23 protein-coding genes and 1 pseudogene are annotated in these 18,295 nt (G+C 39.3%); 20 read left to right on the top strand and 4 right to left on the bottom strand.

Annotation, left to right across the window (positions count from 1 at the left end; translation table 11 throughout):
- Positions 1-10 precede the first annotated feature (10 nt).
- From AAJG31_RS04525 to AAJG31_RS04460, 14 genes are all read left to right on the top strand, one after another.
- Positions 11-292, top strand: a complete 282-nt coding sequence (locus tag AAJG31_RS04525) for a BMC domain-containing protein (RefSeq protein WP_004229005.1) — start codon at positions 11-13, stop codon at positions 290-292.
- Positions 293-308: 16 nt separating this feature from the next.
- Entirely contained in the window at positions 309-923 is a 615-nt protein-coding gene (gene pduL / locus AAJG31_RS04520; RefSeq protein ID WP_279494653.1) for a phosphate propanoyltransferase, read from the top strand.
- Between the two features lie 5 nt (positions 924-928).
- Positions 929-1,549, top strand: coding sequence for a hypothetical protein (locus AAJG31_RS04515; protein WP_259419071.1), 621 nt, complete (start codon positions 929-931; stop codon positions 1,547-1,549).
- A 15-nt stretch (positions 1,550-1,564) separates the two neighbouring features.
- Positions 1,565-1,855: a BMC domain-containing protein gene (locus AAJG31_RS04510; protein WP_048390435.1), complete on the top strand. Its 291-nt coding sequence runs from the start codon at positions 1,565-1,567 to the stop codon at positions 1,853-1,855.
- A 30-nt stretch (positions 1,856-1,885) separates the two neighbouring features.
- Positions 1,886-2,656, top strand: a complete 771-nt coding sequence (gene fabG / locus AAJG31_RS04505; RefSeq protein ID WP_279494654.1) for a 3-oxoacyl-ACP reductase FabG — start codon at positions 1,886-1,888, stop codon at positions 2,654-2,656.
- A gap of 18 nt (positions 2,657-2,674) precedes the next feature.
- On the top strand, positions 2,675-2,950 hold the full coding sequence (locus AAJG31_RS04500) for a BMC domain-containing protein (protein WP_048390439.1): 276 nt from the start codon (positions 2,675-2,677) through the stop codon (positions 2,948-2,950).
- A 16-nt stretch (positions 2,951-2,966) separates the two neighbouring features.
- Complete coding sequence (locus tag AAJG31_RS04495) at positions 2,967-3,809, top strand: phosphate propanoyltransferase (protein ID WP_259948906.1); 843 nt, start codon at positions 2,967-2,969, stop codon at positions 3,807-3,809.
- Positions 3,810-3,815: 6 nt separating this feature from the next.
- Complete coding sequence (locus AAJG31_RS04490; RefSeq protein ID WP_016995124.1) at positions 3,816-4,085, top strand: EutN/CcmL family microcompartment protein; 270 nt, start codon at positions 3,816-3,818, stop codon at positions 4,083-4,085.
- Positions 4,075-4,467, top strand: a complete 393-nt coding sequence (locus AAJG31_RS04485) for a BMC domain-containing protein (protein WP_066037476.1) — start codon at positions 4,075-4,077, stop codon at positions 4,465-4,467. Before AAJG31_RS04490 ends, AAJG31_RS04485 begins: the two co-directional genes overlap by 11 nt.
- A 34-nt stretch (positions 4,468-4,501) precedes the next feature.
- Positions 4,502-5,440 (top strand): malate dehydrogenase, encoded by a 939-nt coding sequence (mdh, locus tag AAJG31_RS04480; RefSeq protein ID WP_066037477.1) that lies wholly within the window; start codon positions 4,502-4,504, stop codon positions 5,438-5,440.
- Positions 5,441-5,611: 171 nt separating this feature from the next.
- Positions 5,612-6,145: a cysteine hydrolase family protein gene (locus AAJG31_RS04475; RefSeq protein ID WP_066037478.1), complete on the top strand. Its 534-nt coding sequence runs from the start codon at positions 5,612-5,614 to the stop codon at positions 6,143-6,145.
- Positions 6,135-6,680: a GNAT family N-acetyltransferase gene (locus AAJG31_RS04470; RefSeq protein ID WP_066037479.1), complete on the top strand. Its 546-nt coding sequence runs from the start codon at positions 6,135-6,137 to the stop codon at positions 6,678-6,680. Before AAJG31_RS04475 ends, AAJG31_RS04470 begins: the two co-directional genes overlap by 11 nt.
- Before the next feature lie 25 nt (positions 6,681-6,705).
- Complete coding sequence (locus tag AAJG31_RS04465; RefSeq protein ID WP_004228976.1) at positions 6,706-7,575, top strand: DMT family transporter; 870 nt, start codon at positions 6,706-6,708, stop codon at positions 7,573-7,575.
- A 636-nt stretch (positions 7,576-8,211) separates the two neighbouring features.
- Positions 8,212-8,634: a hypothetical protein gene (locus tag AAJG31_RS04460; protein ID WP_054550934.1), complete on the top strand. Its 423-nt coding sequence runs from the start codon at positions 8,212-8,214 to the stop codon at positions 8,632-8,634.
- A gap of 35 nt (positions 8,635-8,669) precedes the next feature.
- Here the strand turns inward: AAJG31_RS04460 and AAJG31_RS04455 are convergent, their stop codons facing one another.
- Entirely contained in the window at positions 8,670-9,743 is a 1,074-nt protein-coding gene (locus AAJG31_RS04455) for a hypothetical protein (protein WP_066037480.1), read from the bottom strand.
- The gene (locus tag AAJG31_RS04450) at positions 9,736-10,290 is read right to left on the bottom strand and encodes a sigma-70 family RNA polymerase sigma factor (protein ID WP_066037481.1); all 555 of its coding nucleotides are present in this window, start codon (positions 10,288-10,290) and stop codon (positions 9,736-9,738) included. Before AAJG31_RS04450 ends, AAJG31_RS04455 begins: the two co-directional genes overlap by 8 nt.
- Positions 10,291-10,453: 163 nt before the next feature.
- Here AAJG31_RS04450 and AAJG31_RS04445 point away from each other — a divergent pair, with 163 nt between their 5' ends.
- The 3 genes from AAJG31_RS04445 to AAJG31_RS04435 all read left to right on the top strand — a co-directional run bounded on the left by AAJG31_RS04445 (position 10,454) and on the right by AAJG31_RS04435 (position 12,818).
- Entirely contained in the window at positions 10,454-11,011 is a 558-nt protein-coding gene (locus tag AAJG31_RS04445) for a GNAT family protein (protein WP_048390456.1), read from the top strand.
- 176 nt (positions 11,012-11,187) lie between these two features.
- Positions 11,188-11,787, top strand: coding sequence for a hypothetical protein (locus AAJG31_RS04440; protein WP_054550937.1), 600 nt, complete (start codon positions 11,188-11,190; stop codon positions 11,785-11,787).
- 47 nt (positions 11,788-11,834) lie between these two features.
- Positions 11,835-12,818, top strand: a complete 984-nt coding sequence (locus AAJG31_RS04435) for a hypothetical protein (RefSeq protein WP_066037482.1) — start codon at positions 11,835-11,837, stop codon at positions 12,816-12,818.
- Between the two features lie 251 nt (positions 12,819-13,069).
- Here the strand turns inward: AAJG31_RS04435 and fumC are convergent, their stop codons facing one another.
- Positions 13,070-14,461, bottom strand: a complete 1,392-nt coding sequence (gene fumC, locus AAJG31_RS04430; protein ID WP_066037483.1) for a class II fumarate hydratase — start codon at positions 14,459-14,461, stop codon at positions 13,070-13,072.
- 278 nt (positions 14,462-14,739) lie between these two features.
- Positions 14,740-14,955 carry a hypothetical protein gene (locus AAJG31_RS04425; protein ID WP_004228943.1) on the bottom strand — a complete coding sequence of 72 codons (216 nt, stop codon included), beginning with the start codon at positions 14,953-14,955 and terminating at the stop codon, positions 14,740-14,742.
- A gap of 386 nt (positions 14,956-15,341) precedes the next feature.
- Here AAJG31_RS04425 and AAJG31_RS04420 point away from each other — a divergent pair, with 386 nt between their 5' ends.
- The 3 genes and pseudogenes from AAJG31_RS04420 (at position 15,342) to AAJG31_RS04410 (ending at position 18,286) form a co-directional block, all read left to right on the top strand.
- Positions 15,342-15,899, top strand: coding sequence for a hypothetical protein (locus AAJG31_RS04420; protein WP_279494660.1), 558 nt, complete (start codon positions 15,342-15,344; stop codon positions 15,897-15,899).
- A 435-nt stretch (positions 15,900-16,334) separates the two neighbouring features.
- A complete protein-coding gene (locus AAJG31_RS04415) occupies positions 16,335-17,066 on the top strand; it encodes an AAA family ATPase (RefSeq protein ID WP_048390527.1) in 732 nt (243 codons plus the stop codon).
- Positions 17,063-18,286, top strand: a pseudogene (locus AAJG31_RS04410) (GNAT family N-acetyltransferase). Before AAJG31_RS04415 ends, AAJG31_RS04410 begins: the two are co-directional and overlap by 4 nt.
- The last annotated feature ends 9 nt before the right edge of the window (positions 18,287-18,295 follow it).

Here is an 18,295-nt window from a genome sequence, read left to right as displayed (position 1 = left end):
GGAAAAGGAAATGAGCGTAGAGATAAATGGAGCTTTAGGCATGATTGAAACAAGAGGCTTAATCGGATCAATTGAGGCGGCAGATGCCATGGTAAAGGCAGCAAACGTCAATATTGTAGGGAAAGTACATGTTGGTGGCGGCATTGTGACGGTGCTGGTGACAGGTGATGTCGGGGCAGTCAAGGCAGCGACGGATGCAGGCTCTGAGGCCGCACGTCGGGTAGGTGAGCTATTATCGGTACATGTTATTCCACGCCCTCATTCAGAATTATACGCAATTTTACCTAAGTGAAAAGTGAGGGATTGTGATGACAAACAATCAAATACATGCCACTGAAGTTACAAATCAAAGTATCCCGATTGCGATTTCTGCCCGTCATTGTCATGTTAATGAGGAGGATTTCTATTATTTATTTGGTAGAGACGCAGCGTTACAGAAATGGAAGGAACTTTCCCAGCCAGGTCAATTTGCTTCACAGCATGTTCTAACGATTAAGGGACCCAAAGGCCAAATTGACAAGGTTCGGGTTTTAGGCCCATTTCGCACTGCAACCCAAATCGAAATCAGTCAAACGGATGCCATCAAGCTGGGTGTAACACCACCAATTCGTATGTCAGGCGACTTAGAAAAATCTGAATCAATCACATTGATTGGACCTCATGGAACTCGCCATAAAACACAAGGATTGATTATTGCACAAGCACATATTCACATGGCTGTATCCGATGCTGCTGCCTTCAATGTCCAAGATAAGGAAATCGTGACGGTTGAAATCTGTGGGGATGGACGTCAGCTACGATTAATGAATGTGGTTGTGCGTGTCTCCTCAGCATTCGTCCTTGAGATGCATGTAGATACAGATGAAGCGAATGCCGCCGCTCTTCAACAGCATACAATTGGCAAGCTTATCAAAATGGAGTGACAGGTATGGATATAAAAGAATTACAGAGAATCATCGAAGAAGTAGTCATATCAATGATGGATAAAAAGCATAAAAGACTTTTGCTTGTCCATTCTCATACGACCATTTCTAAGAAACAGGTGGACGTATTACAAAGCTATTGCCATGTTGAGGAGTGGCAGGCAAATGAAACCACAAGTCCCACTCAGCTATTCTACGATGCTATTGTTTTTCTCGAAGTGGATCAAGCATTTATCGTCAGCAGTGCCCAAGGCTTGCCTACTACACCGGCAGCCTTGTACCTGTCTGAGCTGCTGGTTAGCAATCAAACAGCAATTTTAATTCCAAATGAAAAATTATCTGCTGTTGTCACAGCAAAGGAACCGAATCCTTACATGAAAATGTTGCTGCATCATATAGAGCGCTTAAAGGAGTTTGGCTGTGACATTCAGTTATTTGCACAGCTTATTCGATTTTTAAAGCAGCAAGAGGAACCGGCTCGTTCGACTATAGTGGCAAACTATTTGACAGCAGAGATGCTTCAATCGTACAAGGGGAAACGGCTGACACTACCTGCCCACACAAAACTTACACCACTAGCACAAGAAATGATTCAGGAAAAGGGAATGACGATACAAAGATATTAGCAGGAGTGTTGTTACATGATGAAATCGATTGGTATTGTGGAGACAAGAGGACTTGCGATTTCAATACGAATCGCAGATGCTATGCTTAAAGCAGCGGATATTCGAATACTTCGACAAGAAACCATCGATTTGGCTCTAGTAACCATTGCCATTGAAGGGGACACAGCGGCCATTCAGGAAGCGATAGCCATTGGTACACAACTAGCTAAAGCAGCCAACCAATGGATTGCCTCTTCAACTATTTTAAGGCCAGATATCGCGGTGAATGGATTAGTAACAGAAATTGCGAAAAAGCCAAGTACTTAAAATGAATAAAAGGAAAGGTGGAGGAACGAGTTGAAGGTCGATTTAACAGGGAAGGTTGTCATAGTTACTGGTGGTAGTAAAGGAATTGGGAAGGGGATTGCTACCGTATTTGCTGAACAGGGTGCTCATGTGGTGATTGCAGCAAGAGGTATGGAAGCTGCCACAGATGTAGCAAATCAATTACAAGCGCAAGGACTCTCCGCTTCTGCTGCCACTGTTGATGTTGAAAACTATGAATCTGTTGAAAGCATGGCTACGGAGGTTGCTAACTCTTTTGGTTCCATCGATATTTTATGTGCCAATGCTGGTATTTTTCCCTCGATGAAACTAGAGGACATGACGACGGACCATTGGGATCAGGTATTAAATGTCAATGCCAGAGGAACGATGTTTGCTGTCAAAGCTTGCGTGCCCCATTTAAAGAAAGCGAATGCTGGCAGGGTCATTATTACCTCGTCGATAACGGGTCCAGTGACTGGCTATGCTGGATGGACACATTATGCCGCAAGTAAGGCAGCTCAATTAGGGTTTATGCGGACTGCGGCTCTTGAATTAGCACCCTATCATATTACGGTCAATGCCGTGTTACCAGGAAATATCGCAACAGAAGGCTTAGATGGTCTTGGTGACACCTATCTACAGAAGATGGCGAAGGCGATTCCTTTTGGTAGCCTTGGTCGTGTGGAGGATATAGCGTATGCTGCATTGTTCCTTAGTAGTAAGGAGGCAGGCTTTATTACGGGTCAATCGATCATTATTGATGGTGGCCAAACATTACCTGAAGATGCAGAGGCATTTTAATAGAAGGAGGGATACGAAATGAATTTAGGCGCATTAGGAATGATTGAAACAAAGGGCTTAGTGGGCTCTATTGAAGCAGCTGATGCAATGGTCAAGGCTGCCAACGTGAATATTGTGGGTAAAGTCCATGTGGGTGGCGGTATTGTCACGGTGCTTGTTCGTGGGGATGTAGGGGCTGTAAAAGCCGCAACAGATGCAGGAGCAGCAGCTGCACAACGTGTTGGAGAGCTATTATCTGTACATGTGATTCCGCGACCACATGCAGAATTGGAAGCGATTTTAAAAATGCAATAATGAGTGAGGTGGCTATATGAATGAACATGCAATAATAAAAATTGTTAATGATGTCATAGCCGAATTACTACCTAAAAAAGAAGTAGCTCCTACACCCAATGAAATTCCTATAGGTATCTCAGCAAGGCATATTCATTTACAACAAGAACATGTCGAGCAGCTATTTGGCAAAGGTGCTACGCTGAGTGTAAAAAAAATGTTAGCTCAACCCGGTCAGTTTGCAGCACATGAAACGCTACAGGTGGTGGGACCAAAAGGAAGCATCCAAAATGTACGTGTATTAGGTCCTGCTCGCACCTTCACACAAATTGAAATTAGTCATACAGATGCCATTGCCCTAGGAATTCAACCACCTTTGCGTGAATCGGGAGAAATTGCTGGCTCAGCTAGCTGTATATTGGTAGGACCTAGAGGAAGTTTGATTTTACAAGAAGGGGTCATTATCGCACAAGCACATATTCATATGGCACCTGCTGATGCACAGCAGTTAGGGGTTCAGAACGGTCAATACGTCTCCGTTAAGGTGCAAGGGCGACGTCCCATTACCTTTGAGCAAGTGAAAATTCGTGTGGCTGATCACTATCATTTAGAAATGCATATTGATACAGATGAAGCAAACGCAGGCTTCATCCAACAGGGTGAAACGGGTACAATTATAACAGGCAAGATGGCAGGAGAGCCTTACAATAACTTCGTCAGTCCTCCAATTGAAATTAACCACAAGATAATAACGGCAAATGATGTAAGCCGTTATCAAGGTGAGACAGTGATAGTCCCCAAAGAGGCAAGGTTGACGGCACTGGCGAAGGAGGCCGTGGAAAAATTAGAAATTGAACTTCAGTTTCACGAAAAAGGATGAGGATGCATGCGGATAGGAACAGTGGTCGGAAATATCTGGGCAACACGTAAAGAGGAAGGGCTACAGGGATTGAAATTACTCATTATCCAGCCAATAAAGCTGGATGGTCAACTGAGTGATGAACAAATTGTTGCGGCAGATCGTATAGGTGCAGGTGTTGGAGATAACGTCATTTTAACAATGGGCAGTGCTGCTGTACGAAGTTTTTCTACGTCCAGTATTTGTCCAATTGATGCCATTGTTGTTGGCATTATAGATGGCACAGATGAATCGTGAGGTGAGCAAAGTGACAGAAGCGATAGGAATGATTGAAACGTATGGCTTGATTGGCTCCATTGAAGCTGCAGACGCCATGCTAAAGGCAGCCAATGTCCAATTAGTGAAACAGGAGCTAGTAGACGGTGGTATCGTAACCATTATTGTTGAGGGAGATGTTGGTGCAGTACAGGCTGCGGTTGATGCTGGTAAAGCGGCAGCAACGCGAACGAGCAAGCTACTAAGCGCACATGTAATTCCACGAGCAGCCAATGAAGTATTCACAGCGATTATTGATGAAACACAGCCGATAAAAGTGACGGAGGCAGCAGCCAAAAAAACAAGCACTCGCCAGAAGCCTCAACAAGCAAAACTTGTAGAGGATGAGCAGGCAGATAAGTAGTCGATGAATCTATGTCGTTAGGAGGGGGAGGCAGATGAGCTTTAGGCGACCCAAAATCGCCATCATTGGCGCTGGACATACAGGTGCAACCGTAGCGTTAATGGTCGCACAGAAACAGATCGGGGATATTGTGCTTATCGATTTACCAGACTTCGAAAATGCTGCGAAAGGGAAGGCATTAGATATTCTCCAAGCTGGACCAATAGAAAGATTTAACGTACAGGTGACGGCTACTTCAAAGTATCAGGAAATAGCTCATGCTGATATTGTGGTTATCACGGCAGGTATTGCAAGAAAGCCTGGCATGACACGGCAGGATTTAATTCATACAAATGCGGCAATCATCCGCTCGGTAAGCGAACAAATCAAACGTTATGCGCCAACTAGCTATATTATCGTCTTAAGTAACCCTGTCGATGCCATGACCTATGTTTGTCTGGAAACAACGGGTTTTCCCAAAAATCGTGTCATGGGACAATCAGGTGTTTTAGATACAGCGCGCTTTAATACCTTTATCGCACAGGCTCTTCAGCTTGCTGTCGAGGATATATCGAGCTTCGTTTTGGGTGGACATGGCGATGAAATGGTGCCACTCGTTCGCTATACGTATGTCGGAGGAATACCATTAGAAAAATTAATGCCACAAGCACAGATTGAGCAATTAGTGGAGCGAACGCGAAAAGGTGGAGGCGAAATTGTCGCCCTACTTGGCAATGGCAGTGCTTACTATGCCCCAGCCGCCGCCATTGTCCAAATGATTGAAGCGATTGTGAAGGATCAACGGAAAGTAATGCCCATCATTACTTATTTACAGGGCGAATATCAAGTAGACAATGCCTGCATCGGTGTCCCAGTTGTTTTAGGGGGAGCTGGTATTGAAAGTGTAATTGAATTGCATTTAAACGAAGAGGAACAGCAAGCATTTAATCATTCGGTTCACCAAGTTTATCAAACATTAGCCTATATCAAATGATGCGAGCGCATGACACCATCTAATAGTGGCATGTATTAGATGGTACTTTACATAGTTGAGGCACCTTACGATGTTGTAAAGGTGCTTTTTGTTGTGCAAAATTTTCTTTTAATGGAAGATCGTTTTCTGTACAATTAAAAAAGTTACTACTGATGCACAAAGGAGGATACGATGAAACAAGCACTCATCATTATCGATATACAGGAGGCTTTCTTTCTAGATGGCCAGCAAAATCTTTGGAACAGTGAAGCTATTATCAAAAATATTAATGCCTCCATTACATGGGCACGGCGCAACGAAGTACCCGTTATTTTTATTCAGCATACAGACGCAGATGATGTGGATTTTGCATTAGGTCAACCAGGCTGGGAACTGTATCATGGATTACTTAGACAGGCGGAGGATCAAGTGATTCAAAAAACAACGTGGGACGCTTTCTATCAAACGGAGCTTGCAGCTTATTTACAAGCGCATCACATCGACCAATTGATTTTCGCGGGTGCTCAAACAGAGTTTTGTCTTGATACAACAATCCGTAGTGCTTTTAGTCATGGCTACCATCATAATATTTTAATAGAAGATGCACATAGCACCTTAAATAGTAATGTACTGGCAGCACCACAAATTATTCAACATCACGAATCCATTTGGCATAATCGTTTTGTGCGGATTCAGTCAATTGGAGGATTCCAACATGCTGATTGATCAGAAAGAGCTCCAGATAAAAGAGCTATCCTATACAATTCGCTGTGCCCGACGCGAAGATGCCCAAGCCTTATCAGATTTACGCTTGCAATTAGACGGTGAAACGGAAAACTTCGATCGTGAACAGGGCGAGGCATTGATTGATCGAGCAGGCTTTGAGCAGCTTATTCAACAGGATAGCGAAAGCTCAAAAAATTTATGTTTAGTAGCGGTTGTCGGTGATCGGATCGTTGGGTTCTCAAGATGTGAGGGCTCTCCACTCAAAAGGCTTGCCCATAAAGTAACCTTTGGTGTTGGAGTCAGTAAAGAGTTTTGGGGCTATGGCATAGGAAAAGCCTTGCTGCAAGAATCCATTGATTGGGCAGATGCCAATGGTATTCGCAAAATAGCACTAGAAGTGTTAGAAACCAATGAGAAAGCGATACAGCTCTATAAAAAAATGGGCTTTTTAGTGGAAGGCATTCTGAAAAATGATAAATGCCTTGCAGATGGCAGGTTCTATCACACGATCATTATGGGAAGATGGCAGGAATAGCATCGGAGAAGGAATTTAAAACAGCATGACAAATTTTATGTATATCTTTTGTTTGATTGTCTGGGGTCTTAATTTTATTGCAGTCAAAATTCAAGGAACGCCAGTCAGTTTAGAATTATCTTTAACCTATCGTTTAGTCATGACAGCCCTTTTATTTTTCATCCTTGCTTGGTTCTTGAAGCCACAGGGTAAACCACAACAGGGCGACGTACCTTTTATCATCGTTTTTGGCGTTTGTAATTTTGCATTCAGCTATTTAGCGCTGTATTATGCGACGATATGGAGCTCGGCTGCTATTGTCACATTAATTTTTTCATTAAAAGTCATACTAACACCCATCGCCCTACGGATATTTCTCAAGGAGCCATTGCATCGTCGTGTTTTAATTGGCGGTATTTTAGGCGTCATCGGCGTGGGGGTGCTGATTTATCCATCTTTACATAATATGGAGTTAAAAGGAGTGTTAATTGCCTTCGTAGGGACTGTCCTAACAGCCATTGGGGATGCAAGCTCTGCCCGAAATGCCAAGCATCAAATCAACCCGATTTATGCGAATGCCATTGGTTTTGCAGTGGGTAGTGCAGTCATGTGTGCCATTGTTTGGCTACAGGGACAAACAGTCGTAATACCCAAATCCTTTACCTACTTATCGGCGCTCTTGTATTTAACTCTTATTGCATCCTTTTTCGCATGGTTATTTTACTTAAAACTAGTCGAACGAATTGGAGGGGCAAAAAGTGGCTATATGGTTGCATTATTCCCCGTGATTGGTGGTATTGCGTCTGTTGTCATCGGCGAATCAACACTCAGTATTTATTTAATCTTAGGCTGTCTTTTTAGCTGCATTGGAGCTGCGATTGCCTTAGGCTTTAAAATTAAGCCTATTTTACGATGAACGAAAACCCCTTTCCCTTCATAAACTAGAGAAGAACGCTTGAAAAGGGTGAGGGACAAAATGTCATTCGTTCCATTGAATGCAATGGGTATTTTGAGAGAAAAAGATGAGGATCACTGGGACATTGATCGCTGGGAAAATGATGGTGGCAGAAGCCTAGAGGCGTAAGGGAGACAGAAATTTGTCTCCCTTTAAATATTTTTGAAACCTTTTGATCAATTGCTCGTATGATAAGTAGACAAGTTTTCGTTGTCAGCTATAAAAAAGGGAGAAATGATTTTTTTGAACCATTGAACAAAACGATTACTATTCATTATTTACGTGATTGTCATTGCGGATGCGTATTACACAACGCTCTATATTGAACCAAAAACACCGCCGCAACACCAAACCATCAAAGCAACAGCCATCACGGTAGACCAACTACGGTAGCAAGCCTCACAAAAGGAAGCGGACAACCCGTCGTTTGAAGCCTTTTTGCTTCAAGCAATTTCTTCAAAGCGTGGTCCAGGAATTGGTGATGCAAGAAATATTCGTAGAAGCACGAACTCCAAAGCGTGTCTATTTACATTATCAACAGCTACGTTGCTGACACCCTGTACATTTACAGGGTTTTTTTAATAGGAGGAGCAAAATATGAGTATGACAACCTATATAGGCTTCAATTTTCCAGTTGAAATACAGGATGACTATACAGAAAATGAAGTTGACATAAATTATTTTTTCTCGGTAAAAGAGAATCGCCAAATTGTACAGGCAAAGCATTTTACAACACCCTATGTATATGAAATCGAAACAAAGGGAGAGCCCATTTGGCAAATGCATAACGAAAATAAAGTGTATTCCCCCCATAACTATGAAAAAGCCAAAAGAACTTTTCACCATGTATGTGACTTTCTAAAAAAATTCCTTCCCAAAGGAGATTATTGCGAAATCTACATTTGCTGGATAGGAGAAGAAGGAGAGGAACATGAGAAAAAACTGGCACTTCTGTTAGACCAACTGTCAGTAGATGAGGTAGAAATAGTTGAGAAATGTTTGATGATGGTGAGAAATTAAAATCTTCATAAAGTAAAAGATTGAAGCAATAAGCCTCAATCTTTTTTCTGTTTGCTAGGAAGCTGATAGCCCTCTAAGTCTGGAATAAATTCTTGTGGGTCAATAGATACATTCACTTCAAGCCTTTCTGGATGAACATAGCTTGTCAGCTCACCATTTTGGTCATATGTTTCACTTTTAACGAGAATCCCAGTATCTTTATCCACCCAAAAACGAAACGCTTCTGTCGTGCCTTTTAAATTTTCACTATTTGTCACCGTTTCATCCATTTTCCCAGCTAATACGATTGTATTATGACCTAACAACGCTTCATTTTGTTTTTCAATCTCCCAATGCTCCATATTTCTTAAATAACTAGCAGCTTTCTCATAAGCGAATAACGACATACTTGAACTTCCAAATGAAGGTCTTTCTCTCAATTTATTATATGAAATAGGGGGATATTTCAAGTCAATACTAAAAGCTTGCTCAGGAGTAACTACGTCTCGTTTTGATTTCTGTTTCGTTTCATTAACTGTATAAACTTTTTGTCCATAAAGTGCTGTATATTTTAACCAGCTCTTTCTGTTGTTATAAAAGTACTCCTGTGTATCGTTCTTGATTCCCGTCGTGTTATCATCTAAAGCGATTATTTTTTCATAGCCTCCAACTTCTTTTTTGGTACTTACTTTATAAGTAACACCCAATGTTCTAGTGGAACCGTCTTGAGAAATTTTATGTTCTTCAAATTTTCCAGCTGCTGAGTGAAAATAATCAATCGAATTTAATAATTTACTCACGACATCCTCTTTCGTCATATCCCCGTAAAATTCTTCTTGGATCGGGGGATGATAAAGAGTAGTTTCCATTATAGGTTCTTGTGAACGGTCTCCCTTATCAACTGGTTGTACTGTCAGCTCCGTGACCATAAAATAGCTAGCTCCTATAAGAAAAAAACCAATGACTGCTATAGGTAACAAATGATTGAAAATGGATTGGAATTGGGGCTGTTTCTTGTAATCTTTTCGAAGCCTCTGCCTTACTTTTTCTTTATGTTTCTCATTAAAATGAATGTCCTGGAATGCCGTGTCATCCAATGCCTTGCCTATATTTTTAAACATATCATTCATTTATCTTGCACCCTTCCATTGATTTTTTGAGCATAAGTCGAGCCCTATGAAGTCGAGACTTAATGGTTTGTAAACGCAAATCTAACAAATCAGCTATTTGGTTATAGGACAGCTCTTCATAATAATAGAAAATAATGAGTTCTCGGTATCTTATTGGTAGAGCAAGGATTTTTTCAGAAAGTAATCGTTTATCCTCCTGTCCGACTAATTCCAACTCAGGGGATTGACTAGTACTCTTAATTTTTGAGAAAAATTCTGTCAGAACAATATTTCTATAAGACCAGCTTTTTAATTTATCTTTACATAGATTGACAGTAATTCGATATAACCATGTTTTATAGGAAGATTCATTCCTGAAATTATCTAAATGCTCATAGCACTTTATAAACACTTCTTGCGCAATATCTTCCGAAAGCTGCTTGTGCTTCATATACGTAAAGGCAAGACGTGCTATGTCATCTCCATATGCCTTCATCAACCATTCAAGCCTCTCCTCCTTACTACATTCACTGCTAACTTCTATTGATGTTCTCACATGTTCAAGCATCTTCCACACCCTTTCAATTATTAGACGGAGTTGGTGCCATTTGGTTGTAATCAATTTACTATAATAACGAGTGATTTGTAATAGCAGTAAAAGAGAGTATGAGAGATTTTTGTGTTATTATTCAATAGTAAAATGCTAATAAATGGTGAAAAAGGGGAGTAGTATGCATACACAATTCGAATTTACGGTTTTTCCTCAATTGGAAACAGAACGTTTTATTTTACGAAAAGGGATAATGGATGATGGCCAAGATATTTTGAGACTTTATTCTAATGAAAATGTAGTGAAGTACCTGCCATTACCATTGTTTGCTTCAGTTGAAGATGCTATTGATGAAATCAATTGGTATGAGAAAATTTTTAAAGAACAAAAAGGCTTAAGATGGGTAATCGAGGAAATTCAGACCAACAAGGTGATTGGCACATGTGGCTATTTGAATTATGAAAAAGAGCATAATCGTATAGAAATTGGCTATGATTTAAACCCTGACTATTGGGGAAAGGGTGTGATGCAAGAGGCTTTAAGTTCGATCATCCACTTTGCCTTTACATCCATGGGAATCAATAAAATCGAAGCAAAAATAGAGCCAGAAAACACAGCATCTATCAAACTATTGGAAAAATTAAACTTTTCTCAAGAGGGTCTTTTGAGGCAACATGAATTTGAAAAAGGGAAGTATGTGGATCTCGCTATCTTTTCCCTATTGAAAAGTGAATATTAGGAGGTTAGGAAAGTCGCTCTCATCATGAGGGTGGCTTTTAATTTTGCTATTACTGCGAGATACATAGAGAATCAGCCATGTTAAACGTAACTTTTAAATGGAAAATATTATAAAAATTAACTAATGTAAGGTATTATTATAATAAATGGCTAACCTTCTAAAGAGGAGTGAGAGAGATGAAGCTCGTAAATGTTGTATTGACAGGACTATTGATAAGTGGATTGTTAATAGGTTGTACCGAGGAAGGAGAAACGAAAGGGGAACAGGTAAAAACAGAAGAAACAACAATCAAACACGTAGCAGCAGTAAACCCTTCGAAAATCTGGAATGATGTATCAACCCCTGAAGGCTTCAATAACTATGAGATTGAACCAACGTTGGAAGCTTGGATTGCCTATCATGCCCAAGATATTAACAAAACAACAGACGTAGACGAATATTATCTAAGGGCAGATCGTCTCACGAAGGAAATGATATATTTTAGGGTTCAAGGGGAAGACCTTCAAAAGGATTTTGAAAATTTAAATGTACTGCAGATTTTGATGGGACATCTGGATTATGTAATATCGGTTGAGAAACAGCAAGGTCTTGATACAGCTGAGTCCTATGGAGAATTAACTAAGTGTTTTACGTATTTCACTGAATTACTTCACGATCTCAACGTAATCATCAATAACGATGGCAAGGGTGAAACATATGGGCTCACACACCAATTAGACGGGAGCAAGGTGGACGAACTCGAAAAACTTCTTTATACAGAGGCCAGAAAGGAGTAAAAGCTCAAAGTGAAATATTTATTAGCAATATTGAAGGGGGAATATTTTTGAATAATAAACAACTAATTCCTACAAATGAAATTAAAGAAGAGTTCGAGGCTATTTTATTAGAACATGCTAGTATTGCGCATTGTGAGATTAATTTAAAAAACGGCACGTTCAAAAATATACAACGATTAGACACCCGCTATGACGAGTTTGCTTTGGATATTATGAATAATGAATTTTGTTTTAGTCTAAAAGAAAAAAATAACATAAACTTTTATAGAATTAATCTTGAAACATTTAATCAAACACATGCTATCACATTAAATTTAAATAATTATTTTTCTTCTGAAGAAATTAAGGATGAAAGTTATTATTCCAAGTTAATTTACCTTAATCCTCAATATTTGTTGTATTTTATTACGAAAAGAGAAATTAACTATGGACGTCCTTTTTATCAATGTATTTTTTTGATAAACACTTCAACAGGAGAGATAAAACGATTAAATCCTTTACTTCCAAACGGAGATAATTTACTTAGATTAGATACTTCCAAAAACATCTATCTAAGCAATCACAATCACTTATTACTATTAAAAACTGGGAGAATTAGACCCTTTGAGAAACAAGCAATGTATAATGGAGTAGATATTGAAAGTCCTTATCATGACCACCTTGAATCGATTTACTTAATGGAGGTTTCATCTTTAATTAACCAACAGAATTTTAATAATGCGACATTACTATCTTTATTAAATTATTCAGGTGTTTCTGAAAACTTACGATATGAGAACAATATTCTTTCATACGTAGTATCTGATTTTACGAACAACACTAAAGAGTTAATAAAACATGATTTGTTAGACGGGGATGTTTCAAAATTTCAAGATGACCAATTAATACGAGATTATTTAAATTATGATTTTGAATTATTACCAAACTACTATCATTATATCTCTAAATTATCTAAACAAGATAAAGCTGATACGTTTAATCTAATTGACGATGAATTGTCGTTTAATGTAAAGCTGGATAAAATAAGCTGAGAGAATTTTAACTAGTTATAAGCATCTGTAATGGAGTTATGGATTACATAGGAGGCAGAATAAACCACTCTCCGATGAAGTGACTGCATAGGATAGATACAATTATTTTCATTAGGAAGCTATTTGGCATGGATTCGATAGTCTATCGAGATTCATGTCTTTTAATTTTGCTTTCATCCATGCTAAAGATATTTCTCATAAACAAAAAAGATTGAAGCCCATTAGCCTCAATCTTTTTATGGTCGCTTTCATTATTTTACGTTCGGATAAATCATTGTTGCTGGGTCTACATATTCATCGAACTGTTCTTCTGTAAGTAAGCCACTTGCGATGGCTGCTGCCTTTAAGGTCGTGCCTTCTTTGTGGGCCTGTTTTGCGATTTTTGCTGCGTTTTCATAGCCAATATATGGGTTTAACGCTGTTACAAGCATTAATGAATTTTGTAAATTATGATCGAGTACCTCTTTGTTTGGCTCAATGCCTACTGCACAATGGTCGTTAAATGATTTCATTGTATCCGCTAATAGGCGAGTTGATTGTAAGAAGTTGTAAATGATGACTGGTTTAAAGACGTTTAATTCAAAGTTACCTTGAGAAGCGGCGAAGGCAATCGTTGCGTCATTTCCAACTACTTGCGTGACGACCATTGTCATTGCTTCACTTTGGGTAGGGTTTACTTTACCTGGCATAATGGAAGAGCCTGGTTCGTTTTCTGGGATCGTAATTTCCCCAATACCTGAACGAGGACCACTTGCTAGCCAGCGAACGTCATTGGCAATTTTCATTAAATCAGCCGCTAAAGCCTTTAATGCACCGTGTGCTACAACTGCTTCATCATGACTCGTTAGGGCATGGAATTTATTTGTAGCTGATGTAAATTGTTTGCCTGTTAGCTCACTAATTTCCTCAGCCACACGATCACCAAATTCAGGGTGAGCATTGATTCCTGTACCGACCGCTGTTCCACCAATTGCAAGCTCCTTCATATAGTCAATATTTTGGATAATCATATGCTCTGATTTTGAGAGCATGGCTGCCCAGCCACTAATTTCTTGACCTAATGTAAGAGGTGTCGCGTCCTGTAAATGCGTACGACCAATTTTAATAATGTCCTTAAATTGAGCTGCTTTATCTTCCAAAGTTGCTTTTAGTAAACGTAGTCTTGGTAATAAATAATCTTCCACTTTTAAAACAGCCGCAATATGCAATGCTGTTGGGAATGTATCATTTGAGCTTTGTGATTTATTGACATCATCATTTGGATGAATACGGTCCGCTTCACCAGCATCCTCTAATAGCTGATTCGCACGGTGAGCAATGACTTCATTCACATTCATATTGGATTGTGTACCACTACCAGTTTGCCAAACCACAAGAGGGAATTGATCGTCCCATTGACCATTTAAAATTTCATCTGCAGCCTGCACGATGGCATTTGCTTTAATATCAGAAAGTTTGCCTAGTTTATTATTCGCAATCGCCGCACTTTTCTTTAGGATTGTCATAGCTTGCACAAGCTCGATTGGCATTTGTTCTGTACCAATTTGGAAATTTTCTTTACTGCGCTGTGTTTGCGCGCCCCAAATTTTATTAGCAGGTACTTTAATTTCACCCATAGTGTCTTTTTCAATACGATAATCCATGTCAAAACAGCTCCTTTAGTATGTAAAGTTCTCCTCATATAAAGATAAAAACGGATACTCTTAGTCTGATGTAAGAATATCCGTTTGATACATGCTTATTCAAAAAAGAGGGGGATTCTGAATGAAGCAATTTGGAGAAAGAAATAATCTATTGATAATGATAATTGTTATCAATTAAAAAGTCAACGGTTTTGCTTGAAGAAATTTAAAGTGAATGATTCGCAATCATTACCTATTTTATTCCCGAAAATTAAGGGAATAAACCATGTTTTAGTTGATTATCTCTTTTTCTTTCCAAGCTCTTTAAGAGGCTGCTTTTTAGGGATTTTTTCGAATAATATCTTCACATGAAAATTGTTGTCATCAACTTGAAGTACCTCCAACACCTTTGCCTTGCGCCCTTTAATGCGAATATCTTCTTCCACAGTAGGTAGCTTGACAAGCAATTGACTTAAAACGGACGTCTTGTTTTCGTAGTAATGCGTCACAAACATCGCGATTCTCCTTCTGACTTTTGATTGTTACTCAATTTATGAGCGAGGGATAATAGTTAGAACTTTGGAGATGGTGAGCAAAGAATGAATGAAACCGCTCGAAAAGCTGTTAGAGGTGATCATAAAGAGAGGAAACCCGCTCATCGAGTTACTGAAGGTAATCATAAAATGAGAGAGCCAAGCACAGAGGAAAACTAGTAATTAGTTTCCTATAGAAGTTTATAACTTAGTGAGGGGAAAGAGGCGTAGAATCCATTACAATACTTAATAGTCATATTGTGGGTGAATGGAATAAATATATTTTACATTTCGGGTTGGTTAATTATGTTAATATCACGTTAGATTAACATGATTAGATAGTAAAGAAAAGGAGGCGAGTAAGTAGAATGACAAATAATATCATTGAACAAGCAAAACGAGGGTTGGAGGGTTTTGCTATTGGGGGTTATCATACTAGCGGAAATTTTAGTAAGTATCGGGAGGATTACTATAAATATTTTGGAGATCCAGATGATGAAACGAGAAAATACGCTATAGCTGCATTTACTTGTATGCTGGGTACTTGGGAAACGGGTTCTCTTCAGATATTTCAGCCTATACAAGAGTGGGAGGAAAATAAAAAATGGAGCACCAATCCATTAGACCAGAAGCGATTTTATCGTTTTAAAGATTATCTTTATGCACTGTTAGCACATCATGAGCAGATAGAGAAAGAATTCCCCTATATGTATGAAGATATTGTTTTATTTTTAATAAAAATAGAATTAAATCAAGGGATCAGATATGAGGAATGGTTTCCAGAGCATAACCCGAATTTGTTTCAGCGATTAAGAGAAGAAATTTTAATACCTAAACAACATTTGGTAGATAAAAGAAGTCATCGGAAATTCTTATTAAAAGAAATAGGTATTGAACCTTTTTTCGAATCGGATCAATTTAGGTAATGAAAGTAATCCAAAAGTGGATGGAATCGCTCAGAAAGGGTTCCAAGGTGATCGAAAAGAGAGGCACCCCGCTTATTCAGCAAGCCACTGCGAAATAAAATTGCAATGGAAAACACTACTGCATGTTGCAGGGAAATCATTCACTTAATCAGTTAGAGAGGAGGTCAATGTCCACTTTTTTTATAAAAAAATCAAAAATATGACATGATACTACAGGTAGTAATTGCAACTTTCGACATGTTTTTTATTTATTTCTCGGGAAATATCTCATAGCGAGTTGTGAAAATGGTAGGGACTTCGTCAGCTGTTTTAGGCTATTTATGTTGGGCTGGCTTGGGTGGATACATAAAAAGGTAACATTTCAATCAAACAGGTAGGTGGATTACGTTTCAGCTTGAGGGATGTTCGCTATAATAAGAGTAAGGAGGAAATGAAATGTATTTAAAGTCATGTAAGGTGTTACAGGATACGATTCCCAATAAACAGGAGTATCCTTTTAATATTCCAAGCTTGCAGGATTTGCATGAGCTGGAGTTCCCAACGAATGTGACGTTCTTTGTTGGGGAAAATGGTTCGGGGAAATCAACATTACTGGAGGCGATTGCTGATCGTTGCGATTTCAATACGGCTGGTGGTGGTCGTCAAAATTTATATGAAGTACATAAGGCGGAATCTTCATTGGGGGAATATATCCGTTTGTCGTGGCTGCCAAAAATATCGAATGGGTTTTTTCTTCGATCAGAAACATTTTATCAATTTGCCAGTCATATTGATTTGTTAGAGCGCCATCCAAACAAATATGCTGCTTTTGGTGGGAAATCACTACACCATCAATCTCATGGTGAATCCTTTCTTGCGTTATTTATGAATCGTTTTAAGGGTAAAGCCATTTATTTATTGGATGAGCCTGAGGCGGCATTGTCACCAACGAGGCAGCTGAGCTTGCTGAAAATAATCAAGGACCTTGAGCATGAGGCACAATTTATTATTGCTACACACTCACCCATTTTGCTTGGCTATCCGAATGCAACGATTTATAGTTTTGATCAAGGAGAAATTGAATCCATTCGCTATGAGGATACCATTCATTATATTGTGACCAAACGTTTTTTAGATGCACCACAGTCGATATTAAGAGAGTTATTTGATGAGGAGAGGGAATCATGAATCAACGAAAAGGCTTAATCATGCGAGAAATTCGATTGGATGAAATGGCACAGTCCATTGATTTACTGAATTATGTCTTTCAAATGTCAATGTCCATTCACAAGGATCGTCGCTTTGTGAATGCTAAGAGTAGGCAATTTAATGAAGGGCATGCTATCGGGTGGTTTGATGGTTCACAGCTTGTATCGCAAATTTTAAGTTTGCCTTTTGAGGTGAATGTGCATGGCAAGATTTATGAAATGGGTGGCATCACAGCAGTTGGGACATACCCTGAATATTCGGGACATGGCTTAATGGAGAGTTTGATAATTGAAAGTCTGCAAAGTATGCGAAATGAAGGACATTATATATCCTATTTATTTCCATATTCTATCCCTTATTACCGCAAAAAGGGATGGGAAATTATGAGTGATATTGTGGAATTTCAAGTGAAGGATACACAGCTTCCACATTATGCAGGGCTTAATGGGAAAATTCGCCGAGTTGATCCGAAGCATGAGGATGTGGTGGCTATCTACGCACGCTATGCGCAGAAAACGCATGGGGTAATGGTGCGCAATAGTATTGCCTGGAACGAGAAGTTTCAGGAGGATTTCTGGGAGGAGAAATTTATAGATAGTGATGTGAACCTTCAGGCAGCGGTCTACTATGATGAAGAAGATGTGGCACAGGGCTACATGTTCTATCGTATTATGTAGGAAAATTATTACATTGATGAAATCGTCTATTTGCAGGAAGAGGCTCGTAAAGGTTTATGGAATTTCGTCTCGGCTCACAGCTCGATGGTCTACAATGTCTACGGGAAAACAACCGGTAATGAAGCGGTAGCCTTTCTATTAGAGGACAGTGAGATCATTCAAAAGGTATCGCCTTATTTCATGGCAAGAATCGTCGATGTCAAAGAATTTTTACTGCGCTATCCATTTATTGGTCAGAATTTCGAGCTTCAGCTAGCTGTCAGTGATCGCACTGTGGCGTGGAATAATGGCACCTACATCATTAAAATGAAAGATGGAAACCTTTCTGTGCAGAAGGTAAGTGAGACGTTGGACATGAATGCTGTGCATTTAACAGTGCAAACACTGGCTACTATGCTGTTAGGCTACAAACGTCCAACCTATTTAGAACGAATTGAACGATTACAGGGACGTACAGAGGAAATTGCATTGCTCGAGGCGGTTTTACCAGTAGGTATCCCAACATTTATTGATTATTTTTAAGTGGTATGG

The sequence above is a fragment of the Lysinibacillus sp. BS3 genome, assembly GCF_039614735.1.
Lineage (GTDB): Bacteria > Bacillota > Bacilli > Bacillales_A > Planococcaceae > Lysinibacillus > Lysinibacillus capsici.
Note: the sequence above shows the minus strand (reverse complement) of the source record. Positions and strands in the feature narration are given on the sequence as shown.